A 15,117-nucleotide genomic window follows, 5' to 3' on the forward strand; every position below is an offset into this window, starting at 1 on the left:
ATCGACCGCGCTCACCGCGTCGGTACGCACGGCAACACCGCGTTCGCGCTCGCCGGCGTGCTCGACTACGCGCGGGTCGTCGGCGACGCCGACCTCGAACGCGAGGCCGCGGCTGCGGCGCGCCGCCCCTACGCGGACGACCCCGCCGCGGTCGTCGGCGCGCGGGTCGTCCCACAGGTCGAGTTCGGCGGCGAGCCGGAGCAGCCACGCCCAGCCGTACGGCTCCTCGAAGCCGGGGTTCTCGTCGAGGTACGCGACCTCGCTCGCGACGCTCTCGGGAGCCAGTCGCTCGTCGATCCCGGCAGCGATATCGGCCTCGTCCGGGTGGTGCGGAACGAGCCGCAGCGCGCGGACGAGCGCCCAGTGGCTGTGGACCGCCGAGTGCCAGTCGAAGCAGCCGTAGAAGACGGGGTGGTCCTCCGACGGGGGCGGCGGCGCCTCCGGCCCCTCGACGGCGCCCCGATAGTGGGGGTACTCGGTCTCGACACCGTCGAGCGGGTGGGCGGCGAGCGCGGTCGCGACCGCGTCGTCGAGCGCGTCCGCCCGCCCGGATCGGAGCGCGTCCGGCGACAACTCCTCGAAGGCGTTCATGCCGGTCGGTCGGCGGGGCGCCTGTTCAATCGGTCGGTCGGGTGCGGACCGGTCGCACGCGGCTCGGGAGCGGGAGGGAACGACTCGCGCCGCGGCGCTCCGGCGGCCCGGTCACGCGGGGTTCTTCCGCGTCAGGTCGCTGCCGCAGATCGGACACCGCTCCTTGTTCTCGTCGAAGGTGCGGTTGCAGCCGACGCACTGGAAGCGCCACTCGCGCTCCTCGGTGATCCCATCGCGCTCGATGGGCTCGACCGGGAGGTCGAGCCGCTCGGCGACGTTCTGCATCGCGTAGTCGTCGGTGACGAGCGTCCCGTGAAGCTCCAGCGCGGTCGCGATGAGCCGGATGTCGGTGTCGGACAGCTCAGCGGCGTCGCCCGACCCCTTCGCGGCCCGGCGGACTCGGTCGACCGCCTCGGGCGCCGGGACGTGAACGGTCATCCCGGAGCCCTCCATCGCGTCGAACCGGAGCGCGACCTCGCCTGTCAGTTCGTCGTGGACCGCCGGGATGGAGACCACGTCCTCGTCGGTCGTGTACTCGTGGATGAACGCGGACGAGTCGAGGACCTGCATCAGCGGGCGACGACGATGTAGTCTTTCACCGCCTGTACGTTCGCGACCGGGACCCGGAGCCGCCCCATCTCGTCGACGTCGAAGTCGACGCGCTCGCTCCTGAGCTGCTCGTGCGGGCTGACGAGCAGGTGGTTCAGCTCGCCGGACTCAAGGTTCATCGTGATGTTGTACAGGTCCCCGAGCTCCGTGCCGTCGGCGCTCATCACCGCCTTCCCGGAGAGGTTCTCCGCGAGGATGTCGACCATACCCGCACGGTCCCGGGCGACGGTCTTAAACGCCACGGGCCGTCCGACGGGCGACCGACGCGGACGGGCTCGGCGCCGGGCGCTCGGTGACTGGGCACCGGTTTCGCCGCCGCGGATCACCGCGGCGTTTTGAAAGGCTTAACTGACGGCCGGAACGAATGGTGGCTATAACCTTCTCGGGGCGATCACATATGACCGACCACACACACGCGGACACCCTGCGAACCCCCATCGTCGCCGTGCTGGGTCACGTCGACCACGGCAAGACGAGCCTGCTCGACACGATCCGCGGCTCCGCCGTCAGCGAGGGCGAGGCCGGCGCGATCACCCAACACATCGGGGCGACGGACATCCCGCTCGACACCATCTCCGGCATGGCGGGCGAGCTGATCGACCCGTCCGACTTCGACCTCCCCGGCCTGCTGTTCATCGACACGCCGGGCCACCACTCCTTCTCGACGCTGCGCGCCCGCGGCGGCGCGCTCGCCGACATCGCGGTGCTCGTCGTCGACGTCAACGACGGCTTCCAGCCGCAGACGGAGGAGGCGATAGACATCCTCCGGCGGACGGGGACGCCGTTCGTCGTCGCGGCCAACAAGGCCGACACGACGCCGGGGTGGAACCCGCAGGACGGCGAACCGATCCAGAAGAGCATGGAGGAGCAGTCGGAGCGCGCGAAGTCCATGCTCGACGAGAACCTCTACGAGATTATCGGCCAGCTGTCCGACGCCGGCTTCTCCGCCGACCTCTACTGGCGCGTCCAGGACTTCCAGAAGAACATCGGCGTCGTCCCGCTCTCGGCGCTCACCGGCGAGGGCGTCCCGGACCTCCTGACGGTCCTCATGGGTCTCTCCCAGCGGTTCATGAAAGAGGAGATGGCGATCGACGTCACGGGGCCCGGCGAGGGGACGGTCCTCGAAGTGAAAGACGAGCGGGGGTTCGGCGCGACCGTCGACACCGTCGTCTACGACGGCGTGATCCGGAACGGCGACACCATCGTGGTCGGCGGACAGAACGAGCCGATCGTCACCGAGATCCGCGCGCTGCTCCGTCCGCGGCCGCTCGCGGAGATCCGCACCGAGAAGGAGTTCGAGAAGGTCGGCGAGATCGGCGCCGCGGCCGGCGTGAAGATCGCCGCGCCCGACCTCGACCAGGCGATGGCGGGCGCGCCGGTCCGGGTCGTCCGCGACCGCACCGCCGATCAGGTCATCGAGGAAGTGAAGGCCGAACTCGCCGAGATAGAGGTCGAGACCGCCGACAACGGCGTCGTCGTCAAGGCGGACACGCTCGGCTCGCTGGAGGCGATGGCGAACGCCCTCCGCGAGGCGGAGGTCCCGATCCTGCGCGCCGAGGTCGGCGACATCGCGCCGCGCGACATCGCGGTCGCCGAGACGGCGAACCAAGACGAACACAAGGCGATCCTCGGGTTCAACGTCGACCTCCTCAAGAACGCGGAGTCGGACTTAGAGAACGCGGACGTGAAGCTGTTCAAAAACGAGGTCATCTACCAGCTGGTCGAAGACTACGAGCGCTACGTCGAGGAAAAGCAGCGCGCGCAACAGGAGACGGTGCTGGACAAAGTGGTCCGTCCGGCCCGCTTCCGCATCCTCCCCGACCACACGTTCCGGCAGAACGACCCCGCGGTCGTCGGCGTCGAGATCATCTCCGGCACGCTCCAGAACAACCGCAACGTCGGCTACTTCGAGGGCAACGAGTTCGAGCGCGTCGGCGACCTCTCCGGGATCCAGAAACAGGGCGACGACGTCGACGAGGCTCGCGCCGGCGAGCGCGTCAGCATCGCTATCGACGGCCCGACCGTCGGCCGCGGCATCGAGGAGGGCGACACCCTCTGGACCGAGGTGCCAGAGAAGCACGCGAAGATCCTCGAACAGGAATTAAAAGAGGAGATCACCGCAGACGAGCGCGAGGCCCTCCAAGGCTACTTGGAGACGCGCCGGAAGCGCGACCCCTTCTGGGGGAAGTGACTCCGACAAGACTCTTGTAATCGGCGTCGCCACGTCTGCCTATGGTCTCCCGAGAGAACGCGGTCATCCTCCTGTTCATGGCGGCCGGCTTGGCGCTGGCGTACGGCGGTCGCGTCGCGACGGGCCTGAGCGACACCGTCCTGATCGGCGTGCTGATACTGGTCGGCGTCGTGGCGCCGCAGGCGGTGATTGGCTACCTCGACGCCGAGAACTCGGGGTGACGCGGCCCCGTCCCCTCCGAGCGCACCCGTCGATCGCGTGTCGCCGTTATGTGCGTCGAGCCCGTAACGGGGGTATGGAGACGACCGTGATCGAACACGACGGCGCGATGCTCGCGCGGCTGGAGGGCGACGACCGGGTGTTCGAGGTGCGCTTCGACGCGCTCGAACCGACCGACGTGACGCTGCGGTTCCGCCGCGGCGGCGAGCGCGTCGGGAGCGTCTACAACGACGACGGCACGAAGCGAACGATGGCGCGCCTCACGACCGCTCGCGAGGGGACCGACTTCATCGGCGTCGAGGTGCCGAAGGAGTTCGTCGCCGAGGTCCTGGACACGGCGCTTGAAACGGGCCGCGTCACCGACGAGACCGCAGCCGAGGGGTATCGACTCCGGGTGCTCTGAGCCGACGCGCCGCGCCCCCGGAGTCAGGCGTACAACAGGATGATCACCGCGACGAACGCCAACTCGCCGCCGACGAGCAGCGCGGCCAACAGCCAGGCCTTGTAGGTCCACAGCCACTCGCGGGCGTCCGCGAACCGGCTCCCGCCGTCCGCCTCCGAAGCGGCGCGGTACGCGGCGTCGACCCGCCAGCCCGTCTCCGAGTCGTACGTCGCTGGCACGCGGGTGCCGACGAGCTCGTCGACGTCGAGCGGCGAAACGCCCGCGGCGTCCAGAAATCCGAGGAATTCCTCGGACTCCTGAAGCGATCCGTCGCGGGGCGCGTCGAACCGCTCGGTGTGCGTGGCGTCGCCGTGCGGCGGACGCATCTCGACGACCACTCGGTCGCCGACCGAGCGTACCCGAGTGACGATCAGCGCGTTCTCCTCGTCGTTGAGGTACGCCTCGCGGAGCCGGCGCTTCACCTCCTCGTTGACGCCGGCGTCGTCGAGGTCGTCGGGGAGGGTCTCGGAGTCGGGGAACGCGTCGGCGTCCGCGTTGTCAGCGCCTTCGCGGTCGGCGGTCGTCGAGACGCTCTCGTCACCGCCGGATCGGTCCGCCATCGACCCGTGATTGGCGACGCGCTCTGATAAGGTCACGGCCGCTCCCCGAACGCGATACGTGACTGTCGTCGCTACGAGCGACCCCCTGACCGAGCATAGCGAAGCCCCGGCCGCTCGGCGATGCGCGGTCACCGACCCGAGCACGACCGCCGAAGCCCCGGCCGCGCGCCTCACGCCTCCCCAGCCTCGTCGCTGGCGCCGGCGGCGCCAGCGACTCCCTCGCGCGTGCGGCTCGGCCGCGAGGCGGCCTCGCAGGCACGCGCCACCGCACCTCGACTGTCAGCCGCTCACTGGAGCCGGTAGCGTAAGATCGCGGCGATACCGCCGAGGTTGGCGAGCTGCTCGCCCGGCGCGAACTCCGAAGAGAAGACGACCACGTCGCCGCCCTGCTGCTCGACCGACTCGATCACCGCGTTCACGTCGATCTCCCAGTCGCCGTCCCCCTGCCGCTCCGTGCGGAGGCGCTCGTCGACGACGAGCAGCGTCTCGACCGCGCCGAACTCGGCGGCCTCGGCGGTGTCGTCCGGGCCGTACGTCGCCTTCTCGCCCGTCGCGATGTTCTCGGTCAGCTCGTCGATGAGGCTCGCCTCCTTCGAGATGCGGGTCTCCTTCTGGACCTCGTCGACCGCGCCGCGCTTGAGCACCTCGTGGACGCCGCGGTCGCCGGCCGCGGAGGTGTCGACGGTGGTGATCCGGTCGGAGAGGTCGCGGAACTCCTCGTCGACGTAGTCGCGGGCGTCGTTCTTCGTGAAGCCGGGCCCGGCCAAGATTACGGCGTCGGCGTCGAGGTGCGCGAGCGCCTCGCCGAGTTCCGCGAACAGCTCCTCGCGGGGGCGAGAGAACTCGCCTTTGCCGGTCGGCTTCGTGAACGAGGCGTACTCCTCCGTGCCGTACTGCTGGACCGTGTGGACGTACGCCGCGCCCTCTTCCACGGTCGCGATGGCCACGTCGGGGTTCTCCGCGGCCTCGGTGGCCTCCTCCAACCGCTCCGTCTGGTCGGGCTTGAAGTGCTTCTCGACGGTTATCTCGTCGTGCTCCTCGACGTTGAGCGTGTGGTGGGCGTTGAGCTGGTCCTCCCGCGAGCAGCCGACGATGACGCCCGAGACGCGGAGGCGGTTGGCGAACCGCGCGAACTCCACGTCCTCCACCTGAAGGGTGACGAAGATGTGTTCGCGTTGCCCGCCGGTGTCCCGCATCTGGTCGTCGTTCCGCTGGATACGTCTGGTGGTGTCGCCCTCGACGAGGTCCCCGGGTTCGAGGACGTGCGCGAGGTGCCAGAGGTCGTCCACGTTCTCGGGGACCAGCGTGAGCCGTTCCCGGCCCTCTTCGCCGTACCCCCGCTCGGAGATGCGCATGTCCGAGCGTTCGCTCGGGACCGTATCAACTCTTGTCTTCCGCGTCGGAGAGCCGCGGCCCCCACACGAAGCCGCCGTCCGGGCCGGCGGCGTCTGGCTCGTCGGCGTCCGTCCCGTCCGGTTCGGCGGCGTCCGCGTTGACCTCCGCGGTCGCGTCGGCCGGGTCATCTCCGCCCTCGATCGGCACGGTTCGACCGGTCTGGACCGCGGCCGGCGGCTCGCTCCGCATCGGCCGCCCGCCGTCGCCGGACACGGCGGGAACCGACGGGGCGTCGCGTCCGCGGCCGACCTCGGCAGCCGCTGTGCCGCCCCGAGCCGCCACCTTGCCGCGAGTCTCCGTGCCGCCCCGAGCCGTCGCGTTGCCGCGAGTTATCGCGTCGCCGCGGGTCGCCGCGTCACCACGAGCCGTCACATCACCGTGCGTCGCACCCGTTTCGCGGAGCGCTCGGCCACCGGCGTCCGTGGCGATGTGAGCCTCCGTAACGCCCGGCTCCGTCCGGCTGTCGGGGCCACCCGCCATGGCGGCGGCCGCGCCCCGCCCGTAGAGTCCGTGTGCGACGACGCGGACGAGGAAGGCGAGCGCGACGCCGACGACCAGCGGCGCCGTCGGCGCCGCGACGGCGTACCCGACGGCGAGCGCCCCGGCGGCGAGCGTCCACCCGGTGGCGTACGGGCCCGTCGCGGCGATGTCGGCCACCGTCTGCGGACTCAACCCGTCCCTGAGCCGGCCGGAGGCGGCGAACGCGGCGAGCGCCGCCGGGCGGACGTACGCGAACGCGAGGAGGTACGCCCCGACGAGGGCGGCGACGACGCCGACGGCCGCGACCGCGACGACCGCCGGCCCGCCCGGCCCGAGCGCCGACTCGACCGCCGTCGCCGTCGCCGCCGGGTCGACCGGCCCCTCGATGAGGGCCGCGACGACGCCTCCGGCGACCGCGAGCCCCCCCGCGAGCGGCGCGAGCAGCGCCGCGGACAGCAGCACCGACTTGACGCCGTCTCTGACCAACTCCCCCCACGCGACCAGCGAGGGCGTGCCCGTCGCCTCACCGGTCTGGATCGCGCTTCGAGTCACCCGGACGAAGTACCCCCGCGCGACGAGCCACGGCGCGAGCGCGACCGGCGCCGCCGCGGCGACCGCCGGGCTGACGAAGAGGACGCCGACGAGCCACGCCGGCGTCAGCACCCACGCCAGCAGGGTCACGGCGCCGCCGACGAGGACGACGCCCGCGGTGTCGTCGGTTCGGGTCAGCGCCGTCGCGGCCGCGGTGAGCATGTGACTACACACAGGAGCGGGAGCAGCATAAATGGTCTCCGGCCCGAGCGTTTATACCACTCCACGGGTTACACCAAGTTGGCCGCGCGGGACAATCGTGTGCCTCTGACAACCTATCTGCGGCCGCCACTCGGCGGTCGTCCCCCGCCCGCGGCTTTCGTCTGACCGTACCATCCCAGCGGCGGCGCCGCCGGCGTGTGCCGGTACCGATTTATCCCGTCCCGCCGACGGATCGGGTATGACCGGCGACGAGCGGACGGCCGACGTGGAGCCGGCGCTCCGCAGCTACGGCGTCAGCGTCGAATCGATCGACGGGGGCGACCCGCTGGAGCTGACGTACATGACCGCCTTCCCCGGCCGCGAGGTCCACCGCGGCGAGATCGGGCGCGCGCTCAACGCGCTCATCGACCGCGCGGAGGCCGACGAGTGGGACCCCGTCCGCGTCGAGGGCACGGTCGTGCGGTCCCCCGGCGATGTCCTCGGGACGTGGCACGCCGAGGCGGAGTGGTTCGAGGCGCTCGCGCGCTACGAGATCTCCGAGACGGAGTTCTCGGCCCGTGTGCTCGACACGCTGAACGAGACCGAGGCGGAGGGCGAACCCCCGGGCGCGTCCGGCGGACCGGACGCGTCCGAGGCGGATCCGGAGGGCGACCGGTGACCCGCCGACACCCTGTCAACCGAGCGCAGCGCCGCCTCGCGCGCCCGGCCCGAGAGCGGTTCGCCACCCGGGCGGTCGCGTTCGACGCCGACGGCGCGACCTGTCGCGGGACGCTGTACCTGCCCGGCGGCGACGCCGACGACCCGCCGATCGTCGTGATGGCGCCCGGGCTCGGCGCGGAGCGCACCTTCGGTTACCCGGCCGTCGCGGAGCGGTTCGCCGACGCGGGCTACGCCGCCCTCCTCTTCGATCACCCGGAGTTCGGCGAGTCGGACGGCGACTCGCAGACGGTCGACCTCGCCCGCCAGCGCGCGGCGTACGAGGCCGCGATCGACCGCGCGGGCCGCCTCGACGACGCGGGCGACGACCTCGTGTTGTGGGGCGCGTCGCTGTCGGCCGCGCACGTCCTGACGCTCGCCGCGGAGCGCCGGGACGTCGACGCGGTCGTGGGCCTCGTCCCGATGCTCGACGGGCGCGCGATCGCCCGCCGACGCGGCGGGCGGTACCTGCTCCGCTCCGGCATCGCAGGGCTCCGCGACCTCGTCGGGCACCGGGTCGGTCGCGGTCGCACCGTCCCCATCGTCGGCGGGACGGACGAGCGCGCGGCGATCACGGAGCCGGGGACGAAGCGGAAGTACCTCGACCTCGTCGACCGCGAGTCGGCGTGGCGCAACGAGACCCCCGCCCGGTCGCTGCTCGGGCTCGTCGGCTACCGCCCCGTGACGCGACTCGACGAGGTCGACGCGCCGACGCTGCTGCTCGCGGGGACCGACGACAACATCGTTGACGCCGAGTCGGTCGCGGACGCCGGCGAGCGGCTCTCGCGCGGGACCGTCGTCACCATGCCCGCCGACCACTTCTCGGTGCTCGGCGACGACTTCGAGGGCGCGATCGGACACCAGCTCTCCTTCCTGCGCGACGCGCTGGAGTAGGTCGCCGCGGGAGAGGCGAACTCGGGCGTCGTCGCCCGCGCGACCGCTTAAGTGAGTCCGCGGCGCATCCCCGCCCATGACAGCCATCGCGATGCTGAGCGTCGCCCCGGTGGTCGAGGAGAGCATGGCCGAGGAGGTGGCGGCCGCCGTCGCCGCGCTCGACGACTTCGACGTGAGCTACGAGACGAACCCGATGGGGACCGTGATCGAGGCCGACGACGCCGAGACGCTGTTCGCGGCCGCGGCGGCGGCCCACGACGCGGTCGACGGCGACCGCGTCTCGACGGTCCTGAAGATCGACGACAAACGGGCGAGCGACGGGACCGCGGACGAGAAGGTCGAGGCCGTCGAGGAACAGCTCGGTCGGGAGGCGAAGCGGGAGCGCTGATTCTGCGCTGGGGGCGGGCGGGCGACCGGGCCCGTCGTCACCCCTTGATGTTACAGACCGGGAACGTGCGGGCGACCTTGTCGCCGATGCCGAGCTCGTCGCTCACGCGGATCACCTCGTCGATGTCCTTGTAGACGCCGGGGGCCTCCTCGGCGATGGTGGCACCGGACTGCGCCTTCACGTAGATCTGTTGGCCGTCTTCGAGGTCGTCCTGTACGTCGCCGCCCCAGAACTCCTGTTTCGCCTGCGTGCGGCTCATCAGCCGCCCCGCGCCGTGGGCGGTCGAGCCGAACGAGACGCCCATCGACTCCTCGCCGCCGCGGAGGACGTACGAGCCCGCGCCCATGCTGCCGGGGATGATGACGGGCTGGCCGACCCCGCGGTACGCCTCGGGCACGTCCCCGTTGCCGGCGGGGAATGCCCGCGTCGCGCCCTTGCGGTGGACGTACAGCTCGCGCTCCGCGCGGTCGACGGCCGCGTCGCCGACGGCCGGGCGCCCCTCGGCGTCGACGCCGACCTCGTGGGTCTCCTTCTTGGCGATGTTGTGCGCCACGTCGTACAGCAGCTCCATCCCGAGGTCCTCGATCGGGCCGGCGCCGAACACCTGGCCGAACGTCTCGCGCGCCTGATGCGTGATCAGCTGGCGGTTCACCCACGCGAAGTTGATACACGCGCCCATCGCGCCGTAGTACTCGTCGGCCAGGTCGGAGCCGGCCGGCGCGGCCGCGAGCTCCTTGTCGGGGAGCTCGGCGAGCAGGTCGTCGTGCTCCTGCTCGATCCGCCGGAGGTAGTCGTTACAGGTCTGGTGGCCCAGCCCGCGGCTCCCGCAGTGGATTAAGACGACGATGCCGTCCGCTTCGAGGCCGTACGCCTCGGCCACGTCCCCGCGGAACACGTCGGTGACGCGCTGGACCTCCAGGAAGTGGTTGCCCGAACCGAGCGACCCCATCTGGTTCCGGCCGCGGTCCATCGCCTTCTGGGAGACGTACTCCGGCCGGGCGTCGGGGCGACGCCCCTCGTCCTCGCAGCGCGCGAGGTCGCTCTCGATCCCGTACCCCTCCTCGACCGCCCACTCGACGCCCCGTTCGAGCGCGCCCTCGATCGCGTCGGCGTCGCCGTCTATCACGCCGCCGCCGCCCAGTCCCGACGGGACGGCCTCGAACAGCGCGTCGACCAGCTCCTCCTCCCGGCCGCGCACGTCGTCGTAGGTGAGATTCGTTCGCACCATTCTGACGCCGCAGTTGATGTCATAGCCGACCGCTCCCGGCGAAATACAGCCGGTTCGGGCGTCGATAGCGCCCACGCCGCCGACCGGGAAGCCGTACCCCTGGTGCCCGTCGGGCATACAGAGCGCGGGCTCGACGATGCCGGGAAGGTGAGTGGCGTTTTTCAACTGCTGGAGCGAGTCGTCATCGCCAATCTCCTCGAGCAGCGACTCGCTGGCGAGGACCCGGGCGGGGACGTTCATGTCGCCCTCGCGGGGGATCTCCCAGACGTGCTCGCGCACTTTCTCCAGTCGGATCCCATCGAACTCGCGCGTTGTCATACCCGGCGTTCGACGCGGGGAGGCAAGGGCGTTGCGTCAGCGGGCGGCGACGCGAGCGAGTCCGTCGAGATCGACGCCCGTCGCCCGACCGCGACCGCCTACTGGTCGAGCGGGTCGATCGGGAGCCAGCCGATCGCGCCCTCGGCGAGCGTGAACGCGGCGAAGACTCGGCCGAGGACGAGCCCGTACAGCAGGTGCGCGACCGCGATGACCGCGCCGAACTCGAAGCTGGCCGTCAGTCCCGGCACCGGGAGCGTCGGCACCGGCAGCGCGGTCGCGCCCTCGATCGCGATCGCGGCCGGCAACAGCAGGCCGCCGGTGAGCACGCCCAGCAGCGCGGAGTGGACGACGCCGAGCGAGAGGCACCCGCCGACATCTCCCCGGAGCTCCGCGAAGAAGGGGCGGTCGAAGACGGCGACGAACAGCGCACCGAACAGCGCGCTGTTGAACAGGTGGACGGCCCACCCGACGAGGACCGTCTCTACCCCGACCAGCGCGCCGATCGTCGGCATGAGCCCGAGACCGAAGTGTAACACGGCGCCCATCGCGGCGCCGGCCACGAGCCCGCCGCTCGCCCCCGCGCGCCACCGCCGCTCCGCCACCGTCGATCCGATCCCGTCGCTCCGCTCTGAGTGTGACATACGTTACCAATGTACTCGATAACTATAATGGTTCCTCACGGCCGGCTCCGAGGCGGGGGGCACGGCCTCACACGTCGAACACGACGTACGCGTACCACTCGTCGCCGCGGCGTTCGAGAGCCATCTCGGAGTAGGTGACGGCCTTGATCTCTCGGGCGGCCACCGCGCCGAGCGGGACGCCGCGCGCGCTGGCCGCGAGCCGCCACTCGCCCGGCTCCGCGGGGTCGTCCTCGCCGTTCCCGTCGTCCGGTTCGGCGACCGTACAGCGGTGATCGGCCGGGAGCACGAGCCGCACGTCGCGCTCGTATATCAGCCGGTCGAGGTAGTCGAACAGCAGCGCCTCGCGGCTCTCGGCGGTGACCGTTAGCTCGAACCGCTCGCCGCCCGTCGCCGGAACGGACTCCGCGCTCGCGGCCGTAAGTCCGTCGGCGACCGCGGCGAACAGCGCCGAAGGGGTCTCGGCGGTCGCCTCGACGGCGACGTCGGCGGTGTGGTCGCGGAGCTCGTAGGTCATCGCTCGTCCACGCTTCGGCCGCCCTCGCGGCTCTCTCCACCGCCCTTTCGACCCTCTCCGCGGCTCTCGTCGCGGGGCTCCTCCGCGTTCTCCGGTCGCCCGTCCGCCGGGAACCGGGCGTCGATGGTCCGCTCCGGCGCGCCGGGGCGGAGGTCATCCGGGTCGACGTCGTCGAGGTCGGCCGCGACCTCCTCAAGCGCGACCCCGCTCGTGACCAGCGCGCGGATCCCCTCGTCGACGGTCAGTTCGACGTCGACGACCCGGCGGTCGGGGACGAAGACGACGTGGCCGCCCATCACCGGGTTCGGGGCCATCGGCATGAACAGCGTTCGCATCCCGTCGCCATCGCCGTCCGCGTGGTCCGCGATGACGTCGGGGGTCTCGCTCGTGACGAACGCGAGCGTGTACGTCCCCTCGGTCGGGAACTCGACGAGGACGACCTCGCGGAAGTTCCCGCCCTCCGAGTCGAGCATCGCGTCGCTCATCTGTCGGAACCCCTGGTAGACGGAGCCGACGCCCGGGACCCGCTCGACCGCGTCGTCGACGTAGTCGACCGCGCGCTCGCCGTACCGCGAGGACTCGACGCCGGCGCCCACGAGGAGGATCGCGGCCACGAACACGACCGGCGTCGCGACCTCGATCGCGGTCTCGCGGGAGACCGCGCCGATCACCGGGAGTCCGGCTCCCGGCGTCACGGCCACGACCGCCGAGGAGAACGCGTCGAGGTAGTCGTACACCGCGTTGAACGCGAACGCGAGCACGGCCAGCGTGATGACGGCGGGGACGATGACGGCGACGCCGGTGAGGAAGGCCCGTCGGAGCAGCTCGACCCCCGACGACTCGTCGGTCATTGATCGCGACCACGCGCGACCGCGACAAAACGTTTCCGTCGAGCGCTCGGCCCGCGCCGGCGTCCGCAGGCGGTCCGGGTACCGACCCGCCTCGGACCCGGCCTTCGATACGGTCCCGACCCGTTGAGAGCGGAGCTACCGCCCGCAACGGTCCCCGCTGGCGGTGGAGTTATATTCCGCCCGCGTGTTAGGTCATCGCAGTGAGCGTCAACGTCGAGAAACGGACCGACCCGCCCGGCGAGTCCGACTACGCGACCGCCGCGTGGGAGCTCAAAGAGCAGATTCGGTCCGCTGAGGGCGTCCTCCGACAGCGACGCGGTTTCTTCGTCGACGCGTACCGCCGGTCGACCGCCCACCTCCTCGTCGAGAACGACCGGCTCGTCGCGTTCGCCTCCGTCCGGCGCGACGGCTACATCCTCTTTCTCGCCGTTCACCCCGATCACCGCGGCCGCGGCCACGCCGAGCGCCTGATCGCCGACGTCGCGGAGAACCACCGGTCCGTCACCTGTCACGCCCGCACGACCAACCGGCAGGCGCTCGGCTTCTACGAGCACCTCGGCTTCGAGGTGATCCGCCGCATCGACGACTACTACGAGGACGGGGGCGACGCCTACTACCTCAAGCTCGGCGGCGAGTCGCTCCGCGAGCGGCTCTCGGGGTTCGTCGGCCGGTAGCTCGCCCCGTCGGTCCGCTCCGCTCGCCCCGGGAGGCCCGCCGAACCGACAGTAATTAGCGCCCGCCGCGAGGAGAGGGCGGCATGTCGCAACCGACTCCCGCGGACCTCGCGGCCCGGGTCCGCGACGGCGACCTCCGCTTCCACGAGCTGGAAGACCACGCCGACGCCGACGCCGCGGCCGCCGCGCGCCGGCTGCTCGTCGCGGAGGCGACCGACGCCGACCTCGACCCGCTCGGCGAGTACGCGTTCGACGCCGCGGCGGTCCACGGCTCGAACATCGAGAACACCCTCGGCGGGGTCCAGGTCCCCGTCGGCGTCGCCGGTCCGGTGACCGTCGACGGCGGCGCGGGGACGGCCGAGCGCTACCTGCCGCTGGCGACCACCGAGGGCGCGCTGGTCGCGTCGATCAACCGCGGCTGCTCCGTCGTCGAGGACGCCGGCGGCGCGACCGCGCGCGTGACGAAGAGCGGGATGACGCGCGCGCCCGTCTTCCAGGTCGCTGGCGTCGCCGAGGCCGAGGCGCTCGTCGCGTGGCTGCGCGACAACGTCCCCGCGCTGCGCGAGGCCGCGGAGTCGACGACGAGCCACGGCGAACTGCTCGACGTGACGCCGTACGTCGTCGGCAACAACGTGTTCTGCCGGTTCCGCTACGACACGAAAGACGCGATGGGGATGAACATGGCAACCATCGCGACCCGAGAGGCCTGCGACGTTATCGAGGCGGAGACGGACGCCTCGCTGGTCGCGCTGTCGGGGAACCTCTGTTCGGACAAGAAGCCGGCCGCGATCAACGCCGTCGAGGGGCGCGGGCGCTCGGTCGTCGCCGACGCGACGGTCCCACGCGAGACCGTCGAGGAGCGCCTCCACACGACCCCGGAGGCGATCGCTGAGATCAACACCCGGAAGAACCTCGTCGGCTCCGCGAAGGCGGGCGCGCTCGGCTTCAACGCCCACGTCGCCAACGCGGTCGCGGCGATGTTCCTCGCCACCGGGCAGGACGAGGCGCAGGTCGTCGAGGGGGCGAACGCGATCACGACCGCCGAGACGACCGCCGACGGCGACCTCTACGTCTCCGTCTCGCTGGCAAGTCTCGAAGTGGGGACGGTCGGCGGCGGGACGAAGCTCCCGACCCAGCAGGCGAGCCTGGAAATCCTCGGCGTCGCCGGCGGCGGCGACCCCGCCGGCAGCAACGCCGACGCGCTCGCGGAGTCGATCGCGGTCTGCGCGCTCGCCGGCGAACTGTCGCTGCTCGCGGCGCTCGGCTCCCGCCACCTCTCGTCGGCGCACGCGGAACTCGGGCGGTAGTCGGGCGCCGCGGCCCGCAGAGCGCCCTCCGCCTCAGTCCGACCAGCGCGGGCAGTCGTCGCGGAGCGCCGCCCGCCCCGCGTCGGTGAGACGGTAGACGGTCTCTCCGGTCACGCGCTCGACGAGCCCTGCGGCCGCGAGCGCCTCCAGCCGCGACTCGACGTGGTCGGCGTACAGTCCCGTGTTGCTCGCGACGAAGGCCGGGTAGTCCGTCCCCACGTCGTCGAGGTACGCCAACAGCCGCTCGTCGGAGCGCGTCAGCGAGGGCGCGTCGAGGCTCTCTCCGCGGCCGTCGCCGTTGCTCTCTCCCGAGCGGCCGACCGGCTGTGCGTCGGGTGCGGTCATCTCACACGTGGTGACGTGTGA

Annotated in this window: 18 protein-coding genes and 1 pseudogene; 8 read left to right on the forward strand and 11 right to left on the reverse strand. The window is 71.6% G+C overall.

What is annotated here, in order from left to right; all coding sequences use genetic code 11:
- Positions 1-105: 105 nt before the first annotated feature.
- The 3 genes and pseudogenes from EXE52_RS15510 to EXE52_RS15520 all read right to left on the reverse strand — a co-directional run.
- A pseudogene (locus EXE52_RS15510) lies at positions 106-591 on the reverse strand (DUF2891 family protein); the annotation flags it as partial.
- A 111-nt stretch (positions 592-702) separates the two neighbouring features.
- The gene (locus EXE52_RS15515; protein WP_049930887.1) at positions 703-1,161 is read right to left on the reverse strand and encodes an NOB1 family endonuclease; all 459 of its coding nucleotides are present in this window, start codon (positions 1,159-1,161) and stop codon (positions 703-705) included.
- The gene (locus EXE52_RS15520; RefSeq protein WP_049930889.1) at positions 1,161-1,406 is read right to left on the reverse strand and encodes a PRC-barrel domain-containing protein; all 246 of its coding nucleotides are present in this window, start codon (positions 1,404-1,406) and stop codon (positions 1,161-1,163) included. Before EXE52_RS15520 ends, EXE52_RS15515 begins: the two co-directional genes overlap by 1 nt.
- A 191-nt stretch (positions 1,407-1,597) precedes the next feature.
- Here EXE52_RS15520 and infB point away from each other — a divergent pair, with 191 nt between their 5' ends.
- The 3 genes from infB to EXE52_RS15535 all read left to right on the forward strand — a co-directional run bounded on the left by infB (position 1,598) and on the right by EXE52_RS15535 (position 4,013).
- On the forward strand, positions 1,598-3,391 hold the full coding sequence (gene infB / locus EXE52_RS15525) for a translation initiation factor IF-2 (RefSeq protein ID WP_089308581.1): 1,794 nt from the start codon (positions 1,598-1,600) through the stop codon (positions 3,389-3,391).
- Between the two features lie 41 nt (positions 3,392-3,432).
- Entirely contained in the window at positions 3,433-3,612 is a 180-nt protein-coding gene (locus EXE52_RS15530) for a hypothetical protein (protein WP_049930893.1), read from the forward strand.
- Positions 3,613-3,686: 74 nt separating this feature from the next.
- A complete protein-coding gene (locus EXE52_RS15535; RefSeq protein ID WP_049930895.1) occupies positions 3,687-4,013 on the forward strand; it encodes a hypothetical protein in 327 nt (108 codons plus the stop codon).
- Between the two features lie 23 nt (positions 4,014-4,036).
- Here EXE52_RS15535 and EXE52_RS15540 read toward each other — a convergent pair whose 3' ends face one another.
- The 3 genes from EXE52_RS15540 to EXE52_RS15550 all read right to left on the reverse strand — a co-directional run bounded on the left by EXE52_RS15540 (position 4,037) and on the right by EXE52_RS15550 (position 7,240).
- The gene (locus EXE52_RS15540; RefSeq protein ID WP_089308580.1) at positions 4,037-4,612 is read right to left on the reverse strand and encodes a hypothetical protein; all 576 of its coding nucleotides are present in this window, start codon (positions 4,610-4,612) and stop codon (positions 4,037-4,039) included.
- Between the two features lie 287 nt (positions 4,613-4,899).
- Positions 4,900-5,967, reverse strand: coding sequence for an mRNA surveillance protein pelota (locus EXE52_RS15545; RefSeq protein ID WP_049930899.1), 1,068 nt, complete (start codon positions 5,965-5,967; stop codon positions 4,900-4,902).
- 25 nt (positions 5,968-5,992) lie between these two features.
- Positions 5,993-7,240, reverse strand: coding sequence for a DUF4013 domain-containing protein (locus EXE52_RS15550; protein ID WP_089308578.1), 1,248 nt, complete (start codon positions 7,238-7,240; stop codon positions 5,993-5,995).
- 238 nt (positions 7,241-7,478) lie between these two features.
- Here EXE52_RS15550 and EXE52_RS15555 point away from each other — a divergent pair, with 238 nt between their 5' ends.
- The 3 genes from EXE52_RS15555 to EXE52_RS15565 all read left to right on the forward strand — a co-directional run bounded on the left by EXE52_RS15555 (position 7,479) and on the right by EXE52_RS15565 (position 9,218).
- Positions 7,479-7,898: a hypothetical protein gene (locus EXE52_RS15555; RefSeq protein WP_086215362.1), complete on the forward strand. Its 420-nt coding sequence runs from the start codon at positions 7,479-7,481 to the stop codon at positions 7,896-7,898.
- Positions 7,895-8,830 carry an alpha/beta hydrolase gene (locus tag EXE52_RS15560; protein ID WP_049930905.1) on the forward strand — a complete coding sequence of 312 codons (936 nt, stop codon included), beginning with the start codon at positions 7,895-7,897 and terminating at the stop codon, positions 8,828-8,830. Before EXE52_RS15555 ends, EXE52_RS15560 begins: the two co-directional genes overlap by 4 nt.
- Positions 8,831-8,906: 76 nt before the next feature.
- Positions 8,907-9,218 (forward strand): MTH1187 family thiamine-binding protein, encoded by a 312-nt coding sequence (locus EXE52_RS15565; protein ID WP_049930907.1) that lies wholly within the window; start codon positions 8,907-8,909, stop codon positions 9,216-9,218.
- A 37-nt stretch (positions 9,219-9,255) separates the two neighbouring features.
- Here EXE52_RS15565 and EXE52_RS15570 read toward each other — a convergent pair whose 3' ends face one another.
- The 4 genes from EXE52_RS15570 to EXE52_RS15585 all read right to left on the reverse strand — a co-directional run bounded on the left by EXE52_RS15570 (position 9,256) and on the right by EXE52_RS15585 (position 12,770).
- The gene (locus EXE52_RS15570) at positions 9,256-10,764 is read right to left on the reverse strand and encodes an RtcB family protein (protein ID WP_089308577.1); all 1,509 of its coding nucleotides are present in this window, start codon (positions 10,762-10,764) and stop codon (positions 9,256-9,258) included.
- A gap of 98 nt (positions 10,765-10,862) precedes the next feature.
- Positions 10,863-11,405: a hypothetical protein gene (locus tag EXE52_RS15575; protein ID WP_049930911.1), complete on the reverse strand. Its 543-nt coding sequence runs from the start codon at positions 11,403-11,405 to the stop codon at positions 10,863-10,865.
- A 67-nt stretch (positions 11,406-11,472) separates the two neighbouring features.
- Positions 11,473-11,919, reverse strand: a complete 447-nt coding sequence (locus EXE52_RS15580; RefSeq protein ID WP_049930913.1) for an archease — start codon at positions 11,917-11,919, stop codon at positions 11,473-11,475.
- Positions 11,916-12,770 (reverse strand): DUF502 domain-containing protein, encoded by an 855-nt coding sequence (locus tag EXE52_RS15585; protein WP_089308576.1) that lies wholly within the window; start codon positions 12,768-12,770, stop codon positions 11,916-11,918. The genes EXE52_RS15580 and EXE52_RS15585 overlap by 4 nt, the downstream gene beginning before the upstream one ends.
- Before the next feature lie 200 nt (positions 12,771-12,970).
- Here EXE52_RS15585 and EXE52_RS15590 point away from each other — a divergent pair, with 200 nt between their 5' ends.
- Positions 12,971-13,444, forward strand: a complete 474-nt coding sequence (locus EXE52_RS15590; RefSeq protein ID WP_086216885.1) for a GNAT family N-acetyltransferase — start codon at positions 12,971-12,973, stop codon at positions 13,442-13,444.
- 83 nt (positions 13,445-13,527) lie between these two features.
- On the forward strand, positions 13,528-14,751 hold the full coding sequence (gene hmgA / locus EXE52_RS15595) for a hydroxymethylglutaryl-CoA reductase (NADPH) (protein WP_049930916.1): 1,224 nt from the start codon (positions 13,528-13,530) through the stop codon (positions 14,749-14,751).
- A gap of 33 nt (positions 14,752-14,784) precedes the next feature.
- On the opposite strand, the gene EXE52_RS15600 is transcribed toward hmgA, so the two are convergent.
- The gene (locus EXE52_RS15600) at positions 14,785-15,096 is read right to left on the reverse strand and encodes a DUF2250 domain-containing protein (protein WP_089308575.1); all 312 of its coding nucleotides are present in this window, start codon (positions 15,094-15,096) and stop codon (positions 14,785-14,787) included.
- Between the last annotated feature and the right edge of the window lie 21 nt (positions 15,097-15,117).

The organism is Halorubrum sp. CGM4_25_10-8A, from assembly GCF_005435025.1.
Lineage (GTDB): Archaea > Halobacteriota > Halobacteria > Halobacteriales > Haloferacaceae > Halorubrum > Halorubrum ezzemoulense.